The organism is Streptococcus sp. (genome assembly GCF_032481935.1).
Lineage (GTDB): Bacteria > Bacillota > Bacilli > Lactobacillales > Streptococcaceae > Streptococcus.
Window position 1 is genome coordinate 22396 of record NZ_JAWERU010000003.1, and the last position, 24028, is coordinate 46423.

Below are 24028 nucleotides of genomic sequence, written 5' to 3' on the forward strand. Positions count from 1 at the left end.
AAGTATGAACAAAAAAACAAGACAGGCCCTAATTGGCCTCTTGCTCTTTTTGCTCTTGTCAGCAGGAAGCTACTATATTAAACAAATGCAGTCTTCCAACACTGCACCACAAACACAAGCAAAACAAAAATCACAGTCGTCTGATACTCCAAGTCAAGAACTGGCAGAAAGTGTCCTAACAGATTCGGTTAAAAAACAAATTAAGGGCACGCTAGAGTGGAATGGCGCAGGAGCCTTTATCGTCAATAACAATAAAACCAATCTGGATGCTAAGGTTTCAAGCAAACCCTATGCGGATAACAAGACAAAAACTGTAGGAGGAGAGACAGTTCCCACAGTAGCGAATGCAATCATGTCAAAGGCAACAAGACAGTACAAGGACCGTGAAGAAACTGGCAATGGTTCAACATCTTGGACGCCTGCGGGTTGGCATCAGGTTAAGAACCTAAAAGGAAGTTATAATCACGCAGTTGATAGAGGACACTTGTTAGGTTATGCCTTGATAGGTGGCTTAGATGGCTTTGATGCTTCTACCAGCAATCCTAAAAATATTGCCGTACAGACAGCTTGGGCCAACCAAGCGCGTGCAGAAGATTCCACAGGCCAAAACTACTATGAAAGTCTGGTTCGAAAAGCCCTAGATCAGAATAAACGAGTGCGTTACCGTGTGACGTTGCTCTATGCGTCTGAGGAAGACTTGGTGCCGTCCGCATCGCAGATTGAAGCCAAGTCCTCTGATGGAGAATTGGAGTTTAATGTCGTGATTCCAAATGTCCAAAAGGGAATTCAGTTAGATTACCGAACAGGTGAGGTCACAGTCACAAAAAATAACTAATTGTTCAAGAGGTTGAGAGGAAATCCCAACCTCGTTTTTTATTAGTCATGAACTGTTGACACGATTGGTTGTTTTTTGCTTTAATACTCAATGAGAATCAAAGAGCAAACTAGCCGCAGGTTGCTCAAAACACCGTTTTGAGGTTGTGGATAGAACTGACGAAGTCAGTAACACATATACGGCAAGGCGACGTTGAGCAGTTTGAATAGTATAAAGAGCATTTTTGAAGATTCACAAGGCTTGAACTAGGGTGTCAGGACTTGGATTGCTGCTCTCTATTCCGCGACTCTTTATCATAGAAATTGAAAATTAATGTGTAGAAATTGGAAAATATGGTATAATAGTTTCAATTATACTTTTTAGGAGAAGGAAAATGGAAGACCCGAGCAGTCAGGATTTGTTACTGCAATTTGTTTTATTAGTTGTTTTGACCTTTTTAAATGCCTTTTTCTCTGCAACAGAAATGGCCATGGTTTCACTTAGTCGTTCACGTGTTGAGCAAAAAGCTGAGGAGGGGGATAAACGCTATATCCGTTTACTAAAGGTACTTGAAAACCCGAATCACTTTTTATCAACCATTCAAGTTGGTATCACCTTAATTACAATCTTGTCAGGGGCTAAACTAGCAGATTCACTTGGAGAGTTGATTGCCTCTTGGATGGGAAATAGCGAAACTGCCTATGCGGTAGCTAGCTTCTTATCATTAGCTTTCTTGACCTATATTTCTATTGTTTTTGGCGAGCTTTATCCTAAGCGAATTGCTCTAAATCTTAAGGACGCCTTGGCTATCAGAACAGTACCGTTTATTATTGCTCTTGGTAAGATTGTGAGTCCCTTCGTTTGGATGCTCTCAGCATCAACTAATCTCTTGAGTCAATTGACACCTATGACATTTGACGATGCAGATGAAAAAATGACTCGTGATGAGATTGAGTACATGTTGTCTAAGAGTGAAGAAACCTTGGATGCTGATGAAATTGAAATGTTACAAGGGATTTTCTCGCTAGATGAGCTCATGGCACGTGAAGTCATGGTTCCTCGAACAGATGCTTTCATGGTAGATATTCAAGATGACACTCAGACCATTATCCAAAGTATCTTAAAACAGAACTTTTCTCGTATTCCTGTTTATGATGGAGATAAGGATAATGTTATTGGATTGATTCATACTAAGAGTCTCCTTAAAGAAGCCTTTGCCAGCGGGTTTGACAATATTGTCTGGAAGCGAATCTTACAAGATCCACTCTTTGTACCTGAAACCATTTTTGTGGATGATTTATTAAAAGAGTTGAGAAATTCACAAAGACAAATGGCTATTCTTCTCGATGAATATGGGGGAATGGCTGGTTTGGTCACTCTTGAAGACTTGCTCGAAGAGATTGTTGGTGAGATTGATGATGAAACTGACAGAGCTGAAGTCTATGTTCATACAATTGGTGAAGATACCTATATCGTCCAAGGTACAATGAATTTAAATGACTTCAATGACTACTTTGATGTTGAACTTGAAAGTGATGATGTAGATACGATCGCTGGTTACTATTTGACTGGCGTGGGAACTATTCCAACATCAGAAAAACTTAGCTATGAGTTAGAAAGTAGCAATAAGCATATCACCCTAACCAATGATAAGGTCAAAAATGGACGTGTAACCAAGCTTAAGGTTCAAATCCAAGAACTCGAATCAGAAGAAGAAACAGAATAAAACAAAAGCTTTATCAGAGCAGAACTGATAAAGCTTTTCTATTAGTTAAAAAGAAAAGACTCCTGTAGGAGTCTATGATAATATAAAGGCGGATTCAGGGTATGAGCATTGGGTGGATGTGACTTATAGTGTACCGATTTTGAAAAACGAATACACGGTCAGATTGTTGCTACTCTTTGATTTTGAAATTGAAGATGCTGAAGTGATTGAGTATCTGGTCTTACATTCTGTGAGGATGTATGAACTTGAGAGAAAATGATTGCTCGCCCCAAACTCGCCCCAAAAGTTTTTTAAAGTTATCCTTATTTATATGAAGAAAAAAACAAAAAAGCCCGATTTTACGGGCTTTCTTTTCGGATAAATTCCGATAAAATCGGTATTATAAGGCGGTAGACGGATTTGAACCGACGATCAAGCTTTTGCAGAGCCGTGCCTTACCACTTGGCTATACCGCCTTAACTTTTATTATTATACCTTTTAAATTAAATCTCGTCAATAGTTTCTTTTCTGAAAATGTAAGTTTTCCTGCTTTCAAAAGGCATGCGACAAAATATTCTGAAAATTCGTTTACTTTTGAAAGGGAGTGTGGTATAATTAACAGTATCTCATTAATTTTATATAGAGGAGTTAACTAAACATGAAAAAAAGTCGGATTTTTGCGGTAGCAGGGGTTGCCCTACTCGCAACAGGCGTTCTCGCAGCTTGTGGTTCTTCAAAATCATCAAATGCTGAAGCACCAAAAGCCTATGGCTATACTTATACTGCTGACCCAGAAACATTGGACTACCTTATCTCTGGGAAACAAAGTACTAAAGTTGCCACTTCAAACGGTATCGATGGACTCTTTACAAATGATAAGTATGGTAACCTTACTCCTGCAGTCGCTGAAGACTGGTCAGTGTCTCAAGATGGATTAACATACACTTATAAGATTCGTAAAGGTGTAAAATGGTTAACATCTGATGGTGAAGAATATGCAGAAGTAACTGCAAATGACTTTGTTACAGGTTTGAAACACGCAGCCGACAATAAATCAGCCGCTCTTTACCTAGCACAAAATTCTGTAAAAGGATTGGCTGACTATGTGTCAGGGACTAATACGGACTTTTCTGCAGTAGGTGTTAAAGCTGTTGATGATTACACTCTTCAATATACATTGAACCAACCTGAACCATACTGGAACTCTAAATTGTCTTACGCAATCTTCTGGCCTTTGAACGCAGAGTTTGAAAAATCAAAAGGTAAAGACTTTGGTAAGGCAACAGACCCAACATCATTGCTTTACAATGGACCTTTCTTGCTTAAAGGGTTGACGGCTAAGTCTTCTATCGAATTTGCGAAGAATGAACAGTATTGGGATAAAGATAATGTTCACATCGATACTGTAACACTTGCTTATTATGATGGTTCAGACCAAGAGTCACTTGAGCGTAACTTTACAAATGGAGCCTACAGTTATGCCCGTCTCTTCCCTACTAGCTCAAACTATTCTAAGGTAGCAGAAACATATAAAGATAATATCTACTATAACCCACAGGGAGCAGGTATTGCTGGTTTAGGTGTTAACATTGACCGTCAAAGTTATAAATATACATCAAAAACAACTGACGAGGAAAAGACTTCTACTAAGAAAGCTCTTCTTAACAAAGACTTCCGTCAAGCTTTGAACTTTGCTTTTGACCGTACTGCTTATTCAGCTCAGCTAAATGGTAAGGATGGAGCAGCACTTGCTGTCCGTAATCTATTTGTAAAACCTGAATTTGTTTCAGCAAATGGAAAATCATTTGGTGATTTAGTTACTGAGAAGGTTGTTTCTTATGGTGATGAATGGAAAGACGTAAACTTTGCTGATGCTCAAGATGGTCTTTACAATGCTGATAAAGCTAAAGCAGAACTAGCTAAAGCTAAAAAAGACCTTGTAGCAGATGGTGTAAAATTCCCAATCCACTTGGATATTCCAGTTGACCAAACAGCTAAAAACTATATCGCTCGTATCCAATCATTTAAACAATCTGTTGAGACCGCTTTGGGTACAGATAATGTAGTTATCGATATCCAACAAATCACTACGGATGAATTACACAATATCACATACTACGCTGCTAGTGCGGCAGCAGAGGATTGGGATATTTCAGGTGCAGTTGGATGGAATCCAGACTATGATGATCCATCAACTTACCTTGATATCTTGAAAACAACTAATAGTGAAACAACTAAGACCTACATGGGCTATGACAATCCATCAAACCCAGCGGTTGCTCAAGTTGGTTTGAAAGAATATGATAAATTAGTTGACGAAGCTGGAAATGAAACAACCGATCTTAACAAACGTTATGAGAAATATGCAGCAGCACAAGCTTGGTTAACAGACAGCTCACTCTTCCTTCCAGCTATGTCTTCTTCAGGAGCAGCACCAGTTATTTCTCGTGTAGTACCATTCTCAGCCTCTTACACTCAATCTGGTGATAAAGGTTCAGATGTATACTTCAAGTACCTTAAATTGCAAGCTAACACTGTAACAACAAAAGAGTACAAGGAAGCTCGTGAAAAATGGCTCAAAGAAAAAGCTGAATCAAACGAAAAAGCTCAAAAAGAGTTAGCGAGTCATGTGAAATAAATAATGCTCATCAGAACTTTCTCTCCTAAAGGAGAAGGTTCTTTTGGGATTTTAAAGGAAATAATATGAAAAAATATGTTTTTATGCGTATCTTGCGGTCGTTGGTTTCTATTTTCTTAGTAACGACCTTGATTTACACAATCATCTATACGATGGTTCCACGGAAGTTGATCTTCAAACAAGATACTAACTACAATAAAATTGCGACAACGGCTGATAAACGAGATAACTATGAAAATACTGTCTTTGAGCGTATGGGTTATATCGAATATTACGATACGAAAGAGTTGCAGGAAAAAGCTAGTAGCATTGACTCTTCTGTTACAGTAGATGCAAATGATACAAATAAAGCAATCTATGAAAAATATATCCAACAACTTGGGAATGGTTGGACTCTAGGTGAGTTTACAGAGAGTGGACAATTCTACGCTACACGTGAAATTCCTATTTTTGAACGTGTGTTCAAATTCTATGCAAACTTGCTTGATATTGACCATACAAACAAGATTCAAGACCCAGAAAATCCAAACTTAGAGCGTTATTTGCGCTTTGAGAATGACCCTGCGATCGGTTGGTCTCTTGTGGGTTCAGGTACTAAACATAAATACCTCTTGTACTTCAATAGTCAGTTCCCATTTGTTCACCAAAACTTTGTCAACTTGAACCTAGGAGATTCTTATCCAACTTATGCCAATACTCCTGTTCTTCAAGTTATTACACAAGGACAAGGACAAACCAAGACTTCTGAAGTTCAATTCCCAACTGGTAAGAAAACATCATCAGTTAATATTTACTCAAGAACTTATAAATCTCCGAGTCAAGCTGATGCTCGTGAAGTAGCGAACTACGGTAAAGATGATCCTTATACAGCTACTGAGAGCAACTATCAGTACCCATCTATGATTGCAAGTTCTGCTATCACTGGTTTGATTGGTCTTTCGATTTCATACGCGATTGCGATTCCTCTTGGTTCAGCAATGGCTCGTTTCAAAAACACTTGGATTGATAGTTTCGCTACAGGGACTCTAACTTTCTTGTTGGCTCTTCCAACGATTGCCCTAGTCTATATTATTCGTTTGATTGGTTCTTCAATCGGCTTCCCAGATTCATTCCCAATCTTGGGTGCTGGTGATTGGCGTTCTTATGTCCTTCCTGCTGTGATTTTGGGCTTGTTAGGAGCACCTACTATGGCAATTTGGATTCGCCGTTATATGATTGACTTGCAATCACAAGATTTCGTTCGTTTTGCTCGTGCAAAAGGTTTGTCTGAGAAAGAGATTTCTGATAAGCATATCTTTAAAAATGCTATGGTACCACTTGTTTCTGGTATTCCAGGTGCTATCATTGGTGTTATTGGTGGAGCAACTCTTACAGAAACAGTCTTCGCCTTCCCAGGTATGGGTAAAATGTTGATCGACTCTGTAAAGGCTTCAAACAATAATATGGTAGTTGGTCTTGTCTTTATCTTCACTTGTGTCTCAATCTTCTCAAACCTTATTGGTGATATTTGGATGACGATTATTGACCCACGTATTAAATTGACAGAGAAAGGAGGCAAATAATGTCTACAATTAGTAATGAAAAATTTCAGTTTGTAAAACGTGATGATTATGCCTCTGAAGCAATTGATGCTCCTGCCTACTCATACTGGGGTTCTGTCTTTAGACAGTTTTTGAAGAAGAAATCAACAGTAATCATGCTAGGTATCTTGATTGCAATTGTTTTGATGAGTTTCATTTACCCAATGTTTTCTGATTTTGACTTTAATGATGTAAGTAAGGTAAACGATTTTAGCGCTCGTTACATTAAGCCAAATGCTGAGCATTGGTTTGGTACAGATAGTAATGGTAAATCTCTCTTTGATGGTGTCTGGTTTGGAGCTCGTAACTCTATCTTGATTTCGGTTATTGCTACCTTTGTTAACCTTTTTATCGGTGTTGTCATTGGTGGACTTTGGGGGATCTCAAAATCAGTTGACCGTATCATGATGGAAGTCTACAACGTTATCAACAATATTCCATCACTTTTGATCGTTATTGTTTTGACTTACTCTATCGGGGCAGGTTTCTGGAACTTGATCTTTGCCATGAGTGTAACCACTTGGATTGGTGTTGCCCATTCAATTCGTATCCAAATGTTACGTTACCGTGATTTAGAGTACAACCTTGCTTCACGTACCTTGGGAACACCAAGTTATAAGATTATTGTGAAAAACATTATGCCCCAATTGGTATCTGTTATTGTTACGAGTACGTCGCAAATGCTTCCAGCCTTTATCTCATATGAGGCTTTCCTATCATTCTTTGGACTTGGCTTGCCCATCACAGTACCAAGTTTGGGACGTTTGATTTCAGATTATTCTCAGAACGTAACAACCAATGCATATCTCTTCTGGATTCCATTGACAACTTTGGTCTTGGTATCCTTGTCCCTTTTCGTAGTAGGTCAAAACCTAGCGGATGCTAGTGATCCACGTACACATAGATAGGAGTAGACATGATAAAAGGAAAAAATGTAATTTTGACTGCTCAAGATATTGTCGTGGAATTTGATGTTCGTGACAAGATTTTGACAGCTATTCGAGGTGTCTCCATCGATTTGATTGAGGGAGAGGTCCTCGCCTTAGTTGGGGAGTCAGGTTCAGGTAAATCAGTTTTGACAAAAACATTCACAGGAATGTTGGAAGAAAATGGTCGTATTGCACAAGGTAGTATTAATTACCGTGGACAAGATTTGACAGCCTTATCTTCTCATAAAGAATGGGAAAGTATTCGTGGTGCGAAGATTGCAACTATCTTCCAAGATCCGATGACCAGTCTAGACCCAATCAAGACAATCGGAAGTCAAATCACAGAAGTTATTGTTAAACACCAAGGCAAGACTGCTCAAGAAGCTAAAGAGATGGCTATTGACTATATGAATAAAGTTGGTATTCCAGATTCTGAGAAACGTTTTGACGAGTATCCATTCCAATATTCAGGGGGAATGCGTCAACGTATTGTTATCGCGATTGCTCTTGCCTGTCGTCCAGACATTCTTATCTGTGATGAGCCGACAACAGCTCTTGACGTGACCATTCAGGCACAGATTATTGATTTATTGAAGTCACTTCAACACGAATACCACTTTACAACAATCTTTATCACCCACGACCTAGGTGTAGTAGCAAGTATCGCTGATAAAGTTGCGGTTATGTATGCTGGTGAAATCATCGAGTATGGTACTGTTGAAGAAATCTTCTACGATCCACGTCATCCATATACATGGAGCCTCTTGTCGAGCTTGCCTCAACTTGCGGATGACAAAGGTGAATTGTACTCAATCCCTGGGACACCTCCATCTCTTTATACTGAATTGAAGGGAGATGCTTTTGCTCTTCGTTCAGATTATGCTATGAAGATTGACTTTGAGGAAAAAGCACCTCAGTTTGCAGTATCTGATACTCATTGGGCTAAGACATGGTTGCTTCATGAACAAGCTCCAAAAGTTGAAAAACCATCGGTGATTGCAGATTTACACGACAAGATTCGTGAAAAGATGGGCTTTACACATCTTGAGGACTAGGAGGAAGGAAATGTCTGAAAAATTAGTAGAAATTAAAGACTTAGAAATTTCCTTCGGTGAAGGAAGCAAAAAGTTTGTCGCTGTTAAAAATGCGAACTTCTTTATCAACAAAGGAGAAACTTTCTCACTTGTTGGAGAGTCTGGTAGTGGTAAGACAACAATTGGTCGTGCTATTATCGGTCTTAATGATACCAGCAAAGGTGATATCATCTTTGAAGGTAAAAAAATTAATGGTAAAAAATCACGTGAACAAGCTTCGGAATTAATTCGTCGTATCCAAATGATTTTCCAGGACCCTGCTGCAAGTTTGAATGAACGTGCAACAGTTGACTATATCATTTCTGAAGGTCTTTATAACTACCATTTATTTAAAGATGAAGAAGAAAGAAAAGAAAAAGTTCAAAATATCATTCGTGAAGTGGGACTTTTGGCTGAACACTTGACACGTTACCCACATGAGTTCTCAGGTGGACAACGTCAACGTATCGGGATTGCCCGTGCCTTGGTTATGCAACCTGACTTCGTTATTGCGGATGAGCCAATTTCAGCCTTGGACGTTTCAGTACGTGCCCAAGTTTTGAACTTGCTCAAGAAATTCCAAAAAGAATTAGGATTGACCTATCTCTTTATCGCCCACGATTTGTCAGTAGTTCGTTTCATTTCTGATCGTATTGCGGTAATTTATAAGGGTGTTATTGTTGAAGTGGCTGAAACTGAAGAATTGTTTAATAATCCAGTTCATCCATACACGCAAGCACTTCTATCAGCTGTTCCTATTCCAGACCCAATCTTGGAACGTAAAAAAGTTTTGAAAGTCTATGATCCAGATCAACATGACTATGAAACTGATAAACCTTCTATGGTAGAAATTCGTCCAGGTCACTATGTTTGGGCAAACCAAGCAGAGTTGGAACGCTATAAAAAAGATTTGAAATAAGAAAGAGTTTTGTAATCTTGGTAGAACAGTTCTATTAAGATTATGAAACTTTTTTATTTTTGTAAAAGAACATTAGTTTAAAGATAGACAACTCTATACCCGAAAACATGCTAATACTCAATGAAAATCAAAGAGCAAACTAGGAAGCTAGCCGCAGGTTGCTCAAAGCATGGCTTTGAGGTTGCAGATAAAGCTGACGTAGTTTGAAGAGATTTTCGAAGAGTATAAGACTAGTCTTCAATGACTCTTGGATGAGAGATCAAAGAAGCTGTTTTCTTTGAATGTGTATTGAATCTATGCAGAATGGAATGAATAAAACTACTTTCAGATAAGCTTTTATGAATCTTCAAAATTAAAATCACTTTCTATTTAAAAATCCATCTTGCAAAGCCTACCTATATGTGCTAGAGTTATGGTAACGGTTACAAAATTAAGGAGGGTTTTATGAGAAATCCAGCATTAGTAGAAGAAATGAAAACATACCAAGGAAGGGATGAAGTTCCTCATGATTTTGATGCTTTTTGGGATGGGGAAATAGAGAAGGTTTCAGTCTTACCAGATTACCAACTAGAGGAACGTGATTTTCGTATTCCAAATGTGAAGTGTTATGAGCTAACTTTTAAAGGTACACGTGATGGTCTTGTTTATGCACGTGTGGTCTTACCAAAATCTGAACATAAAGTACCAGTTATTTTTCACTTCCATGGCTATATGGGACGTTGTTGGGATTGGACAGATATGTTGGCCTTTACAGTCGCTGGTTATGGTGTTGTATCTATGGATGTCCGTGGTCAGTCTGGTTACTCACAAGATGGGTTACGTTCGCCTCTCGGAAATACAGTTAAGGGCCAAATCATTCGTGGTGCAGTAGAAGGAAAAGAGCAACTCTTCTATAAGGATGTTTATCTTGATATTTATCAATTAGTTGAGATTGTAGCTAGCTTCCCACAAGTGGATGAAGGCCAATTAGCAAGCTATGGAGCTTCTCAAGGAGGAGCGCTGGCTCTGGTGGCTGCGGGGTTAAATCCACGGATTAAGCGAACCGTAGCTATTTATCCATTCTTGTCAGACTTTAGACGAGTGGTAGAGATTGGAAATACTAGCGAAGCCTATGATGAGCTCTTTCGTTACTTTAAGTTCCATGATCCATTCCATGAGACAGAAGAGCAGATTATGGAAACACTTAGTTATATCGATGTAAAAAATCTTGCCCATCGTATTAAGGGGGAAGTTCGGATGATTACTGGACTTGATGACGATGTCTGCTATCCAATCACTCAGTTTGCTATTTACAACCGTTTGACTTGTGAAAAGAGTTATCGTATCATGCCTGAATATGCTCATGAAGCCATGAATGTTCATGTCAATGATCAAGTTTACAACTGGTTATGTGGTAGTGAGATCCCCTTTACCTATCTTGGTCACTAAAAATTGAAAAAAAGCTCTGTAGTTTCGAATGAACTACAGGCTTTTCTTTATGTGCCCCAGATAATGAGAAAGTAGTTTTAGGTAGTTTGAAACTTCTAAATATCTTTGAAAGTAGAATCTATTATAGATTATAAAGTCTAAAATTTAGAATATTTATTATATAATATGATTAAGATAAAAAGTGAAAGGAGTATAGCTAGTTGCGAATCTTTTAACTTGGAATTTATAAAAGCGCAACAGCATTTCATTTACAAAGAATGGCAATTCCATTCAATAATACAGTTTCTTATTTGCAGCTAGTCTGAGTGGCTAAAAATTTTAAGCAAAAAAGAAAGCGCTTTATTTTTTAAAAACGGAAGGGAAAATATGAATCAGAGACATTTTGATAGAAAACAGCGATACGGAATTCGAAAATTTGCAGTTGGAGCAGCTTCAGTAGTGATTGGAGCAGTTGTTTTTGGTGCTTCACCAGCTTTAGCTCAAGAAGCTCCAGCAACCAGTGGTGAAACAGCTGGACAAGCTTTGCCAGAATTGCCTAAGGAAGTAGAGACAGGAAATCTGACGAATCTCGATAAGGAACTCGCAGACAAATTGGCAACGGCAACAGATAAGGGCACAGAAGTAAACCGTGAAGAGCTGAAAGCAAACCCAGGGTCTGAAAAACCAACCGGAACAGAAGCATCAAACGAAACTCCAGCTACAGAGAGGGAAGACGAAGAAGAAGTTGGAAACATTCCTCGTGACTTTTATGCCAGAGAGTTGGAAAATGCCAATACTGTTATAGAGAAAGAAGATGTTGAAACCAATCCTTCAAACGGTCAAATAGTTGACATGAAAGACGAGCTGGACAAGGTTAAAAAACTTCAGAATGCGACTATTCATATGGAGTTCAAACCAGATGCATCTGCACCAAATTTATACAGTCTTTTCTCAGTTTCAAGTGATACCAAAGTAGATGAATACTTCACCATGGCAATCCTTAATAACACAGCTATCGTTGAAGGTCGTGATGCCAATGGAAAACATTTCTATGGTGATTATAAAACTGCTCCTTTGAAGATTAAGCCAGGTGAGTGGAACTCTGTAACCTTTACAGTTGAAAGACCAAATGCAGACCAACCAAATGGTCAGGTTCGCGTCTATGTAAATGGTGTCTTGTCTCGCACAAGTCCTCAGTCTGGTCGTTTCATCCAAGACATGCCAGATGTCAATCGTATGCAAATTGGTACATTGAAACGTAAAGGCAAAAACCATTGGGGCGCTAATCTTAAAGTCCGTAATCTAACGGTTTATGACCGTGCCCTTTCTCCAGAAGAAGTTAAAAAACGTAGCCAACTTTTTGAAAGAGGAGAGTTGGAGAAGAAACTTCCTGAAGGAGCAGAAGTTACTGATAAACTGGATGTTTTTGAAGGTGGTGAGAACCGCAAGCCAAATAAAGATGGTATCGCAAGCTATCGTATTCCAGCCTTGCTGAAAACTGATAAGGGAACCTTGATTGCTGGAGCAGATGAGAGACGTTTGCATCACTCTGACTGGGGTGATATCGGTATGGTTGTTCGTCGTAGTGATGATAAGGGAAAAACTTGGGGAGATAGAATTGTCATTTCAAATCCTCGTGACAATGAGAATGCCAGAAGAGCTCATGCGGGCTCACCAGTTAACATTGACATGGCCCTCGTCCAAGATCCAAAGACGAAGCGAATCTTCTCTATTTTTGATATGTTCGTAGAAGGTGAAGCTGTCAGAGATTTACCAGGAAAAGCACCACAAGCCTATGAGCAAATTGGTGACAAGGTTTACCAAGTTCTGTACAAAAAAGGTGAAGCAGGACGATATACAATCCGTGAAAATGGTGAAGTCTTTGATCCTGAAAATAGAAAGACAGAATACCGTGTTGTAGTTGATCCTAAGAAACCAGCCTATAGTGATAAGGGTGATTTGTATAAAGGTGAAGAACTGATTGGTAATGTCTACTTCGATTATAGCGACAAGAATATCTTTAGAGTTTCAAACACCAACTATCTCTGGATGTCTTATAGCGATGACGATGGAAAAACTTGGTCTGCACCAAAAGATATTACATATGGTATTCGTAAGGACTGGATGCACTTCTTAGGTACTGGACCTGGTACAGGTATTGCCTTGCATTCAGGACCTCATAAAGGGCGTCTGGTTATCCCAGCCTACACAACAAACAACGTATCCTACCTAAGTGGATCCCAGTCTTCACGCGTTATTTATTCAGATGATCATGGTGAAACTTGGCACGCTGGTGAAGCTGTCAATGATAACCGCCCAGTAGGCAACCAAACAATTCACTCTTCAACTATGAATAATCCAGGTGCTCAAAATACTGAATCAACTGTTGTTCAGTTGAATAATGGAGACCTCAAACTCTTTATGCGTGGATTAACAGGGGATTTGCAGGTTGCAACAAGTAAAGATGGCGGGGCGACTTGGGAAAAAGATGTAAAACGCTATTCAGATGTCAAAGATGTCTATGTTCAAATGTCTGCCATTCATACGGTGCAAGATGGTAAGGAATATATCATCCTCAGTAATGCAGGTGGGCCAGGACGTTACAATGGTCTGGTGCACTTAGCGCGTGTGGAAGCTAATGGGGATCTAACTTGGATCAAGCACAATCCAATTCAAAGTGGTAAATTTGCTTATAACTCATTGCAAGATCTTGGAAATGGTGAATTTGGCTTACTTTATGAGCATGCAACTGCCACTCAAAATGAATACACCTTATCTTATAAGAAATTCAACTGGGATTTCTTAAGCAAGGATAGAATTGCTCCAACAAAAGCAACTGTGAAAAATGCTGTGGAGATGAGCAAAAATGTCATTGCTCTAGAATTTGATTCTGAAGTATTGGTGAATCAACCACCAGTTCTTAAATTGGCAAATGGGAACTTTGCGACTTTCTTGACGCAATACGATACAAAAACATTGCTTTTCGCAGTTAACAAGGAAGATATTGGTCAAGAAATTACAGAAATCATTGATGGTGCAATTGAGAGCATGCATAATTTGCCTGTAAGTCTTGAAGGTGCAGGAGTCCCTGGTGGTAAAAATGGAGCAAAAGCAGAAATCCATGAAGTCCCAGAATTTACAGGTGCAGTCAATGGTGAAGAAGGTGCAGTTCATGAGGCTCCAGCCTTTGATGGTGGTGTCAACGGTGAGGAAGCCGCTGTTCATAATGTGCCAGCCTTTGAAGGTGGTGTGAACGGCGAAGAAGCCGCTGTTCATGAAGTTCCAGAAATAGAGGTTGAAGAAAATCCACCGGGAACTATTCATGAAGTCCCAGAATTCGAAGGTGGAGTCAATGGTGCTGAAGCAGCCATTCATGAGATTCTGGACTTCGAAGGTGGTGTGAACGGTGAGGAAGCCGCGGTCCATGAAGTTCCAGAAGGTAGTCTAGTAGAAAGCTCAAAAGGAGAGTCTGCCGTTCATGAAGTTCCAGCTTTTGAAGGTGGCGTCAATGGTGAGGAAGCAACTAAATCAGAAGTCCCAGAATTTGAAGGTGGTGTCAATGGTGAGGAAGGAGCTAAGGCAGAGAGTCCAGAGTTCGAAGGCGGAGTCAATGCAGTAGAAGCAGCTAAAGCAGAGAGTCCAGAGTTCGAAGGTGGTGTCAATGGCGATGAAGGAGCTAAGGCAGAGAGTCCAGAGTTCGAAGGTGGTGTCAATGGTGAGGAAGCAGCTAAGTCAGACGCATCAGCCTTCGAAGGTGGAGTCAATGGAGAAGAAAGTGCGAAGGCAGAGGCGCCAGAATATACAGGTGGTGTTAATGGAGTAGAGGCCGCTAAGTTAGAAGTTCCAGAATACACAGGTGGCGTCAATGGATTAGAATTTGCTAAGTTAGAAGCTCCAGAATACACAGGTGGCGTTAATGGAGTAGAGGCCGCTAAGTTAGAGGTTCCAGAATACACAGGTGGCGTCAATGGATTAGAATCTGCTAAGTTAGAAGTTCCAGAGTACACAGGTGGCGTCAATGGAGTAGAGGCCGCTAAGTTAGAGGTTCCAGAATACACAGGTGGCGTCAATGCAGTGGAATCTTCTAAGTTAGAAGTTCCAGAGTACACAGGCGATGTCAATGGAGTAGAGGCCGCTAAGTTAGAGGTTCCAGAATATACAGGCGGTGTTAATGGAGTAGAGGCTACTAAGTTAGAAGTTCCAGAGTACACAGGTGGTGTCAATGGAGTAGAGGCCGCTAAGTTAGAGGTTCCAGAATACACAGGCGGTGTCAATGGGCTAGAAGCTGCGAGTACAGAAGTTCCAGCGTATGTAGGTGGTGTAAACAGTGCTGAAGCTGCTGTCCATGAGGTCTCAGAGTATAAGGGAGAACAGTCAATTGTGGTTCAGGCTATGGCACAAGATAAAACTTATCAAGCCCCTGCTGCTCGTCAGCAACTTCTTCCTGAAACAGGAAGTGAAGCTGTTGCTCCTCTTGCATCTCTAGGACTTGTAGGCATGCTCCTAGGTATGTTTGCCATGGGCAAGAAAAAAGAAGATCAATGAAATAGTTAAAATCAACGAAATTCATAGAGAAATTTGATCTTATATTAGAAAGAGTCGTGACTAGAACTAGTTACGGCCTTTTTGATCTAGATAAATCAGGAGTCAAATAGTTAATACTCTTCGAAAATCAAATTCAAACCACGTCAGCTTCGCCTTACCGTATATGTGTTACTGACTTCGTCAGTTCTATCCACAACCTCAAAACTGTGTTTTGAGCAGCCTGCGGCTAGCTTCCTAGTTTGCTCTTTGATTTTCATTGAGTATAAGTTTGAGATAAAGTTCATTAAAAAAACGATTCAACCGAATGAAGCAATTTTCTGTTTGAAAAAATCCAAAGTACCCGAAAGTAGTTTCAAATGTCTGAGTTTATGTTTCAAAAATTGAAAGTGAAATCTGTTCTATATTCATCTATCTTAAAATAGGGAAATTTATTATATAATGAGAATAAGATGAAATTTGAAAGGAGTAGGAGACTCTAGTTAACGATGGGTCGTTAAGTGAGAGAAAATTTGAAAGAGCGAGTGTAACCATTCGTGAAAAAGTAATTTTTGTTAGTTAGTCAGATGGCTAAAAATTTTAAGCAAAAAAGAAAGCGCTTTATTTTTAAAAATGAAAGGAAGAAAGATGAAGCATAATCAGTTGGAGAGAAAACAACGATACGGAATTCGCAAATTTACAGTAGGAGCCGCTTCAGTAGTGATTGGAGCAGTTGTTTTTGGTGCATCGCCGGTATTAGCACAAGAAGCAACAACTACCAATAAGGAGACGACAGAACTAGGAGTAGAGAAGGAACAGGCAGAAAAAGCAGTAGATACTGAAAAGAGTGCGACAGAGTCTAATGGGGTAGATACAGTCACACATGCATCTACAGAAGCACATACTGGAACAGAGACAACTGCAACGGCAGCAACAACTGCAACAGCAGAAACGGCAGAAGCAACTAGAGAAACCGAAAAAGATCCAGCTGCGCTTCCACGTGATTACTATGCTAGAGAGTTGGAAAATGTCAATACTGTTCTTGAAAAGGAAGATGTAGAGACTAATGCTGCAAATAGCAATAGAATTGATCTGACAGAGCAATTGGAAAAACTGAAACAGCTTCAAAATGCGACCATTCATATGGAGTTCAAACCAGATGCTTCTGCACCAGCATTTTACAACCTTTTCTCAGTATCAAGTGATAAGGTAAGAAATGAATACTTTACAATGGCTGTGTATAACAACGTTGCCTTGATTGAGGGCCGCGATCAAGATGGAAATCAATTTTATGATCGATACACAGACGCACCTTTAACAGTCAAGCCAGGTCAGTGGAACTCAGTAACCTTTACAGTTGAAAGACCAAGTGCAGATTCTCCAGATGGACAAGTTCGTCTCTATGTAAATGGAGTCTTGTCACGAACAAGTAAGAAATCAGGACGCTTTATCAAAGATATGCCTGATGTGAATCATATGCAAATTGGTACCACAAATCGTGCAGGAAGTATGGTTTGGGGAGCAGGCTTACAAGTTCGTAATCTAACTGTTTACGATCGTGCCTTGAGTCCAGAAGAGGTTCAAAATCGTAGCTACCTCTTTGAAAGATCCGAATTAGAGAAAAAGCTTCCAGAAGGAGCTGAGATAACAGATAAAAAGGATGTCTTTGAAGCTGGTAAAAATGGGCAGTCAAATCCAGATGGTATTAATAGCTATCGTATTCCAGCCCTCCTTAAGACTGACAAGGGAACTCTGATTGCTGGAGCTGACGAACGTCGATTGCACCACTATGACTGGGGCGATATCGGTATGGTCGTCAAACGAAGTGAAGATCAGGGTCGAACATGGGGCGATCGTATCACACTTACGAATCTACGCGACAATCCAAAAGCCAACGATCCATCTGTCGGTTCACCAGTAAATATCGACATGGTCTTGGTTCAAGATACTGAAACCAAGCGTATCTTCTCAGTCTATGATATGTTCCCAGAAGGGAAAGGTATCTTTGGTATGTCTTCTCAAAAAGAAGAAGCCTACAAAGAAATCGATGGAAAAACTTATCAAATTCTATACCGTGAAGGAGAAAATGGAGCCTATACCATTCGTGAAAATGGCCTTGTCTACACACCAGATGGCCAGGCAACGGATTACCGTGTTGTTGTAAATCCAGTCAAGCCGGCTTATAGTGATAAAGGTGATCTTTATCAGGGTGAGCAACTGCTAGGAAATATCTATTTTACAAGCAATAAAACTTCTCCATTTAGAATTGCTAAAGACAGCTACCTATGGATGTCTTACAGTGATGATGACGGTAAGACTTGGTCTGCGCCACAAGATATTACACCAATGGTCAAAGCTGATTGGATGAAATTCTTAGGTGTGGGACCTGGAGTAGGCATTACCCTCCAGAATGGACCTCATAAAGGTCGTATCGTCGTTCCTGTCTATACGACGAATAGAACAAACCATCTCAATGGTTCTCAATCATCTCGTATCATCTACTCAGATGACCATGGTAAGACTTGGCATATGGGTGGCGGTGTCAATGATAACCGTACACTTTATGATGGTACAGTAGTTGATTCAAGCAACATGAACAATTACTACGCTCAAAATACGGAATCTTCTGTTGTTCAGCTGAATAATGGTCAGTTGAAACTCTTTATGCGTGGTTTGACTGGTGATTTGCAAGTTGCGACAAGTAATGATGGTGGTATTACATGGGACAACTATGTAGCACGCTATGATGTACCAGATGTCTATGTTCAAATGGCAGCGACTCATACGGTTCAAGATGGTAAGGAGTATATCCTTCTAGCAAATGCCAATGGCCCAGGTCGTAAGAATGGTTACATTCGAGTGGCTCGCGTAGAAGAAGATGGCGAGTTGACTTGGCTGCATCATCATTTGATTCAAGAAGGGGAATATGCCTATAACTCACTTCAACAGATTGGACCAAAAGAATTTGGTCTCTTGTATGAACATCATGAAGCTGGTGGCAATCCTTATACTCTATCCTTCAAAAAATTCAACTGGGATTTCTTAACGAAGGAAAGAATTTCTCCTAAAGAAGCCAAAGTTAAAAATGTTATTGAAAAATGGCCAGGAATTCTTGCAGTAGAGTTTGATTCAGAAGTTTTGGTCAACAAAATCCCAACACTTCAGTTGGCAAATGGTAAAAAAGTAAACTTCATGACCCAGTACGATACGAAGACTTTGCTATTTACAATAGACAAGTCAGATCTTGGTCAGGAGATAACTGGACTTGCTTCTGGAGCTATCGAGAGTATGCACAATCTTCCAGTGAGTCTTGAAGGAGCAGGTATTCCTGGAGCTGCCAACGGTAGTGAAGCTGCTGTTCACGAAGTTCCAGAATTTACAGGTGGTGTGAATGGTGTAGAAGCTGCTGTTCATGAATTACCAGAATTCACAGGTGGTGTGAATGGTGTAGAAGCAGCTGTTCATGAAGTCCCAGAATTCACAGGCGGAGTAAGCGCTGATAGTCCTGTAACTCCTGAAAAACCAGGATTTGTGGGTGGAGTCAATGGTAGTGAAGCAGCTGTTCATGAAGTGCCAGCATTCACGGGCAGTGTGAAGAATAACGTCGCACCGACAGAAAACCCAGGATTTACAGCTGGCACCAAAGGTTCAGAAGGAGCAGGCCATAAAGATCCAGATTACAAAGGTCAGCAGTCTATTGTATCACAGGCTATGTCACAAGATAAGACCTATCAAGCACCTGCAGTTCGTCAAGATGTTCTTCCTAAGACAGGAAACGAAGATGCCTCTGCCCTTGCATCAGTAGGACTTGTGGGGATGCTCCTTGGTATGTTTGCTTTGGGGAAGAGAAAAGAAGATTAGTCAAATCGTTGAAAGTGAAAGTTTCCTTAGTGAAACTAGATCTTAGTTAGAAAGGGTCGTAACGGAAATTTGTTACGGCCTTTTTTCTTTCATGTTTGCGAGAAAAAAGGGCTGGTTTCAAGATTTAAGAGGTGTTGGGATAGATTTTAGGTCCCTGAAACTACTTTCAGAAGAAACTGTTGCATAAAATTGTTTTGAAACTCCAATCTATTCTAGCACAAGTTATTGAAAGCGCTTTAATAATAAGCTATAATAGTCACATAAACACAAAGGAAAAGAAAAGGAGGAAAGTAGATGCCACAAATTAGTAAAGAAGCCTTGATTGAACAAATCAAAGATGGAATCATCGTTTCTTGTCAGGCACTTCCTCATGAACCGCTCTACACAGAAGCGGGAGGAGTAATCCCCTTGTTGGTAAAAGCAGCTGAACAAGGTGGTGCAGTCGGTATCCGAGCAAACAGTGTTCGAGATATCAAGGAAATTAAAGAGGTCACTAAACTTCCGATTATAGGAATTATTAAACGTGATTATCCACCACAGGAACCATTCATTACTGCTACAATGAAGGAAGTGGATGAACTAGCAGCTCTTGACATCGAAGTCATTGCTCTTGACTGTACCAAGCGTGAACGTCATGATGGCTTAGAAATCCAAGAATTTATCCGTCAGATCAAAGAAAAATATCCAAATCAACTCTTGATGGCTGATACAAGTACCTTTGAGGAAGGTCTAACAGCAGTTGAAGCGGGAATTGACTTTGTAGGAACAACCTTGTCAGGTTACACTTCTTACAGTCCAAAAGTGGATGGTCCAGACTTTGAACTCATCAAGAAACTCTGTGATGCAGGAGTGGACGTCATCGCTGAAGGAAAAATTCACACACCAGAACAAGCTAAGCAAATCCTAGGTTACGGAGTGCGAGGTATCGTAGTTGGTGGCGCTATTACTAGACCAAAAGAGATTACGGAACGATTTGTTGCGGGTCTTAAATAACACAATATAAAAAACGAGGAGAGTGGTTGATTAGTAGGAAAAAATGAAAACGTATACAAAGTCGACATTGCTCATTATCCGATTCGGATACGCTTATCATCATTTAGGAGAATACAAATGAAATTTAAAAAACTAGCTTGTACAGTACTTGCAGGTGCTGCGGTTCTATCTCTTGCTGCTTGTGGCAAATCAGATGCTAACAAAGATGCTGCTAGCTCTGGTAGTGACAGTGGAAAAACTGAAATCACTTGGTGGGCATTCCCAGTCTTTACTCAAGAAAAAACTGGCGATGGTGTAGGAACTTATGAAAAATCTATCATCGAAGCTTTCGAAAAAGCAAATCCAGATGTTAAAGTTAAACTAGAAACAATCGACTTCAAGTCTGGTCCAGAAAAAATCACAACAGCAATCGAAGCAGGAACTGCGCCAGACGTTCTCTTTGACGCACCAGGACGTATCATCCAATACGGTAAAAATGGTAAATTGGCTGAGTTGAACGACCTCTTTACAGATGAATTTGTTAAAGATGTCAACAACGAAAATATCATCCAAGCAAGTAAAGCTGGTGATAAAGCTTACATGTATCCAATCAGTTCTGCACCATTCTACATGGCTATGAACAAGAAAATGTTGGAAGATGCAGGAGTTGCAAACCTTGTAAAAGAAGGTTGGACAACTGATGACTTTGAAAAAGTTTTGAAAGCGCTTAAAGATAAAGGGTATACACCGGGTTCATTGTTCAGTTCAGGTCAAGGGGGAGACCAAGGAACACGTGCCTTCATCGCTAACCTTTATGGCGGTTCTGTAACTGACAAAGATGTAACTAAGTATACAACTGACGATCCTAAATTCGTTAAAGGTCTTGAAAAAGCATCAAGCTGGATCAAAGATGGTTTGTTGAACAACGGTTCACAATTTGACGGTGGAGCAGACATCCAAAACTTTGCAAATGGTCAAACTTCTTACACAATCCTTTGGGCACCAGCTCAAAATGGTATCCAAGCTAAACTTTTGGAATCAAGTAAAGTAGAAGTGGTAGAAGTACCATTCCCATCTGATTCAGGTAAACCAGCTCTTGAATACCTTGTAAATGGATTTGCAGTATTTAACAACAAAGACGAAAAGAAAGTCGCAGCAGCTAAGAAATTCATCCAATTCATCGCAGATGACAAAGAATGGGGTCCTAAAGACGTAGTTCGTACAGGCGCATTCCCAGTTCGTACTTCATTTGGAAAACTTTATGATGACAAACGTATGGAAACAATCGGTAGCTGGACCCAATACTACTCACCATACTACAACACAATCGACGGCTTTGCTGAAATGAGAACACTTTGGTTCCCAATGTTGCAAGCTGTATCAAATGGTGACGAACAACCTGCTGCAGCATTGAAAGCATTCACTGAAAAAGCGAATGAAACAATCAAAAAAGCAGCTAAATAATAAGCCCTAAATAAAAACTGAGTTCCCCCCTTTTCCCTGAGCATATCTGTGTATGAAAAGGGGGACTTTTGTTTGAAATAGAAGCAACTGACAGGTCAAAATTAAAATGAAGTTTTTACATTGACGAATCTTAGAAAAATTTCATTTTGATTTTAGATCAGGGTCAGATAACAGTCAAAAAAACAAAACTATGTGAAAGTGAGGTGCCGACTGTGAAAATCAATAAAATTCGCATGCGGGAAACTATTATTTCCTACGCATTCCTAGCACCAGTATTAATCTTCTTTACCGTCTTCGTTTTAGCTCCAATGATCATGGGCTTCATCACAAGTTTCTTTAACTACTCGATGACAAGCTTTGAGTTTGTTGGCTTAGACAACTACATTCGTATGTTTAAAGACCCTGTCTTTACAAAATCTTTGATTAATACCGTAATCTTGGTTATCGGGTCTGTACCAGTCGTTGTACTCTTCTCGCTCTTTGTAGCATCACAAACTTACCAACAAAATGCCGTTGCTAGATCTTTCTATCGTTTCGTATTCTTCCTTCCTGTAGTAACAGGTAGTGTTGCCGTAACAGTAGTATGGAAATGGATCTACGATCCACTATCAGGTATTTTGAACTTCGTGCTTAAGTCAAGCCATATCATCAGCCAAAACATTTCTTGGTTGGGAGATAAAAACTGGGCTTTGATGGCGATTATGATTATCCTTTTGACAACATCAGTTGGTCAACCAATCATTCTCTACATCGCTGCAATGGGTAATATTGATAACTCACTTGTGGAAGCAGCGCGTGTTGACGGAGCGACTGAATTTCAAGTGTTCTGGAAGATTAAATGGCCAAGCCTTCTTCCAACAACACTTTATATCGCAATCATCACAACCATCAACTCATTCCAATGTTTCGCCTTGATTCAATTGTTGACATCTGGTGGTCCAAACTACTCAACAAGTACACTTATGTACTACCTCTACGAAAAAGCCTTCCAATTGACTGAATATGGCTATGCTAATACTATTGGTGTATTCTTGGCAGTTATGATTGCCCTTGTCAGCTTCGCTCAATTCAAGATCCTCGGAAACGATGTAGAATACTAAGGAAAGGAGACAGCTATGCAACCTACACAACAAAAGAAACCATTAACAGCCTTTACTGTTATTTCAACAATCATTTTGCTCTTGTTGACTGTACTGTTTATCTTCCCATTCTACTGGATCTTGACAGGTGCATTCAAATCACAACCAGATACCATTATGATTCCACCACAATGGTTCCCTAAAGCTCCAACCATGGAGAACTTCCAACAATTGATGGTGCAAAACCCAGCCTTGCAATGGATGTGGAACTCAGTCTTCATTTCTTTAGTAACGATGTTCTTGGTTTGTGCAACCTCTTCACTAGCAGGTTATGTATTGGCTAAGAAACGTTTCTATGGTCAACGCATTCTCTTTGCAATCTTTATCGCTGCCATGGCTCTTCCAAAACAAGTTGTCCTTGTACCATTGGTACGTATCGTCAACTTCATGGGAATCCATGACACTCTTTGGGCAGTTATCTTACCTTTGATCGGATGGCCATTCGGGGTCTTCCTTATGAAACAGTTCAGTGAAAACATTCCTACAGAATTGCTCGAATCTGCTAAAATCGATGGATGTGGCGAAATTCGTACCTTCTGGAGCGTAGCCTTCCCTATCGTGAAGCCAGGATTTGCAGCTCTTGCAATCTTCACCTTCATCAATACTTGGAATGACTACTTCATGCAATTGGTAATGTTGACTTCACGTCAAAACTTGACCATCTCACTCGGGGTTGCGACTATGCAGGCCGAGATGGCAACTAACTACGGTTTGATCATGGCAGGGGCTGCCCTTGCAGCTGTGCCAATCGTAACAGTCTTCCTTGTCTTCCAAAAATCCTTCACTCAAGGGATTACTATGGGAGCTGTCAAAGGATAGTACTCTGCGAAAATTGAAAATAGTACAAATTGTTTATCAGTATGCAGCAGTATAGTTGATAGACTAAGAGAATACAGGATATATAAGTGTCTACAAAATGGAGAGGAGTTGCTTACTTCATGAAGTTTTGTTAGACACTTATAAACTTACTGGCCAGACATCTTATGTCTGAAGGTAACAATCAGGT

14 protein-coding genes and 1 tRNA gene are annotated in these 24028 nt (G+C 40.0%); 14 read left to right on the forward strand and 1 reads right to left on the reverse strand.

Annotated elements, in window-relative coordinates; all coding sequences use genetic code 11:
- Nucleotides 1-4: 4 nt before the first annotated feature.
- Nucleotides 5-835, forward strand: a complete 831-nt coding sequence (locus tag E7C97_RS00935) for a DNA/RNA non-specific endonuclease (RefSeq protein WP_316107708.1) — start codon at nucleotides 5-7, stop codon at nucleotides 833-835.
- A 373-nt stretch (nucleotides 836-1208) separates the two neighbouring features.
- Entirely contained in the window at nucleotides 1209-2540 is a 1332-nt protein-coding gene (locus E7C97_RS00940) for a hemolysin family protein (RefSeq protein ID WP_316107709.1), read from the forward strand.
- 384 nt (nucleotides 2541-2924) lie between these two features.
- On the opposite strand, the gene E7C97_RS00945 is transcribed toward E7C97_RS00940, so the two are convergent.
- Nucleotides 2925-2995 (reverse strand) — tRNA-Cys (locus E7C97_RS00945).
- Nucleotides 2996-3177: 182 nt separating this feature from the next.
- Between E7C97_RS00945 and E7C97_RS00950 the strand changes: the two genes are divergently transcribed.
- The 12 genes from E7C97_RS00950 (at nucleotide 3178) to E7C97_RS01005 (ending at nucleotide 23841) form a co-directional block, all read left to right on the forward strand.
- Nucleotides 3178-5157, forward strand: a complete 1980-nt coding sequence (locus E7C97_RS00950; protein WP_316107711.1) for a peptide ABC transporter substrate-binding protein — start codon at nucleotides 3178-3180, stop codon at nucleotides 5155-5157.
- Nucleotides 5158-5222: 65 nt separating this feature from the next.
- Nucleotides 5223-6719, forward strand: a complete 1497-nt coding sequence (locus tag E7C97_RS00955; RefSeq protein ID WP_049528232.1) for an ABC transporter permease — start codon at nucleotides 5223-5225, stop codon at nucleotides 6717-6719.
- Nucleotides 6719-7645 carry an oligopeptide ABC transporter permease OppC gene (gene oppC, locus E7C97_RS00960; RefSeq protein ID WP_316107712.1) on the forward strand — a complete coding sequence of 309 codons (927 nt, stop codon included), beginning with the start codon at nucleotides 6719-6721 and terminating at the stop codon, nucleotides 7643-7645. Before E7C97_RS00955 ends, oppC begins: the two co-directional genes overlap by 1 nt.
- An 8-nt stretch (nucleotides 7646-7653) precedes the next feature.
- Nucleotides 7654-8721 (forward strand): ABC transporter ATP-binding protein, encoded by a 1068-nt coding sequence (locus E7C97_RS00965; RefSeq protein WP_070460776.1) that lies wholly within the window; start codon nucleotides 7654-7656, stop codon nucleotides 8719-8721.
- Between the two features lie 10 nt (nucleotides 8722-8731).
- Nucleotides 8732-9658 carry an ATP-binding cassette domain-containing protein gene (locus E7C97_RS00970; protein ID WP_049502741.1) on the forward strand — a complete coding sequence of 309 codons (927 nt, stop codon included), beginning with the start codon at nucleotides 8732-8734 and terminating at the stop codon, nucleotides 9656-9658.
- 444 nt (nucleotides 9659-10102) lie between these two features.
- On the forward strand, nucleotides 10103-11086 hold the full coding sequence (locus tag E7C97_RS00975) for an acetylxylan esterase (RefSeq protein ID WP_316107714.1): 984 nt from the start codon (nucleotides 10103-10105) through the stop codon (nucleotides 11084-11086).
- Nucleotides 11087-11452: 366 nt separating this feature from the next.
- Nucleotides 11453-15610 carry an SIALI-17 repeat-containing surface protein gene (locus E7C97_RS00980; RefSeq protein ID WP_316107715.1) on the forward strand — a complete coding sequence of 1386 codons (4158 nt, stop codon included), beginning with the start codon at nucleotides 11453-11455 and terminating at the stop codon, nucleotides 15608-15610.
- Between the two features lie 624 nt (nucleotides 15611-16234).
- On the forward strand, nucleotides 16235-19447 hold the full coding sequence (locus E7C97_RS00985) for an SIALI-17 repeat-containing surface protein (RefSeq protein ID WP_316107716.1): 3213 nt from the start codon (nucleotides 16235-16237) through the stop codon (nucleotides 19445-19447).
- Nucleotides 19448-19741: 294 nt separating this feature from the next.
- Entirely contained in the window at nucleotides 19742-20440 is a 699-nt protein-coding gene (locus tag E7C97_RS00990) for an N-acetylmannosamine-6-phosphate 2-epimerase (protein ID WP_001135642.1), read from the forward strand.
- A gap of 117 nt (nucleotides 20441-20557) precedes the next feature.
- Nucleotides 20558-21883 (forward strand): ABC transporter substrate-binding protein, encoded by a 1326-nt coding sequence (locus E7C97_RS00995; RefSeq protein ID WP_061863813.1) that lies wholly within the window; start codon nucleotides 20558-20560, stop codon nucleotides 21881-21883.
- Nucleotides 21884-22116: 233 nt separating this feature from the next.
- Nucleotides 22117-22983 (forward strand): carbohydrate ABC transporter permease, encoded by an 867-nt coding sequence (locus tag E7C97_RS01000; RefSeq protein WP_033587514.1) that lies wholly within the window; start codon nucleotides 22117-22119, stop codon nucleotides 22981-22983.
- Nucleotides 22984-22998: 15 nt separating this feature from the next.
- On the forward strand, nucleotides 22999-23841 hold the full coding sequence (locus E7C97_RS01005; RefSeq protein ID WP_001183246.1) for a carbohydrate ABC transporter permease: 843 nt from the start codon (nucleotides 22999-23001) through the stop codon (nucleotides 23839-23841).
- Nucleotides 23842-24028 lie beyond the last annotated feature (187 nt).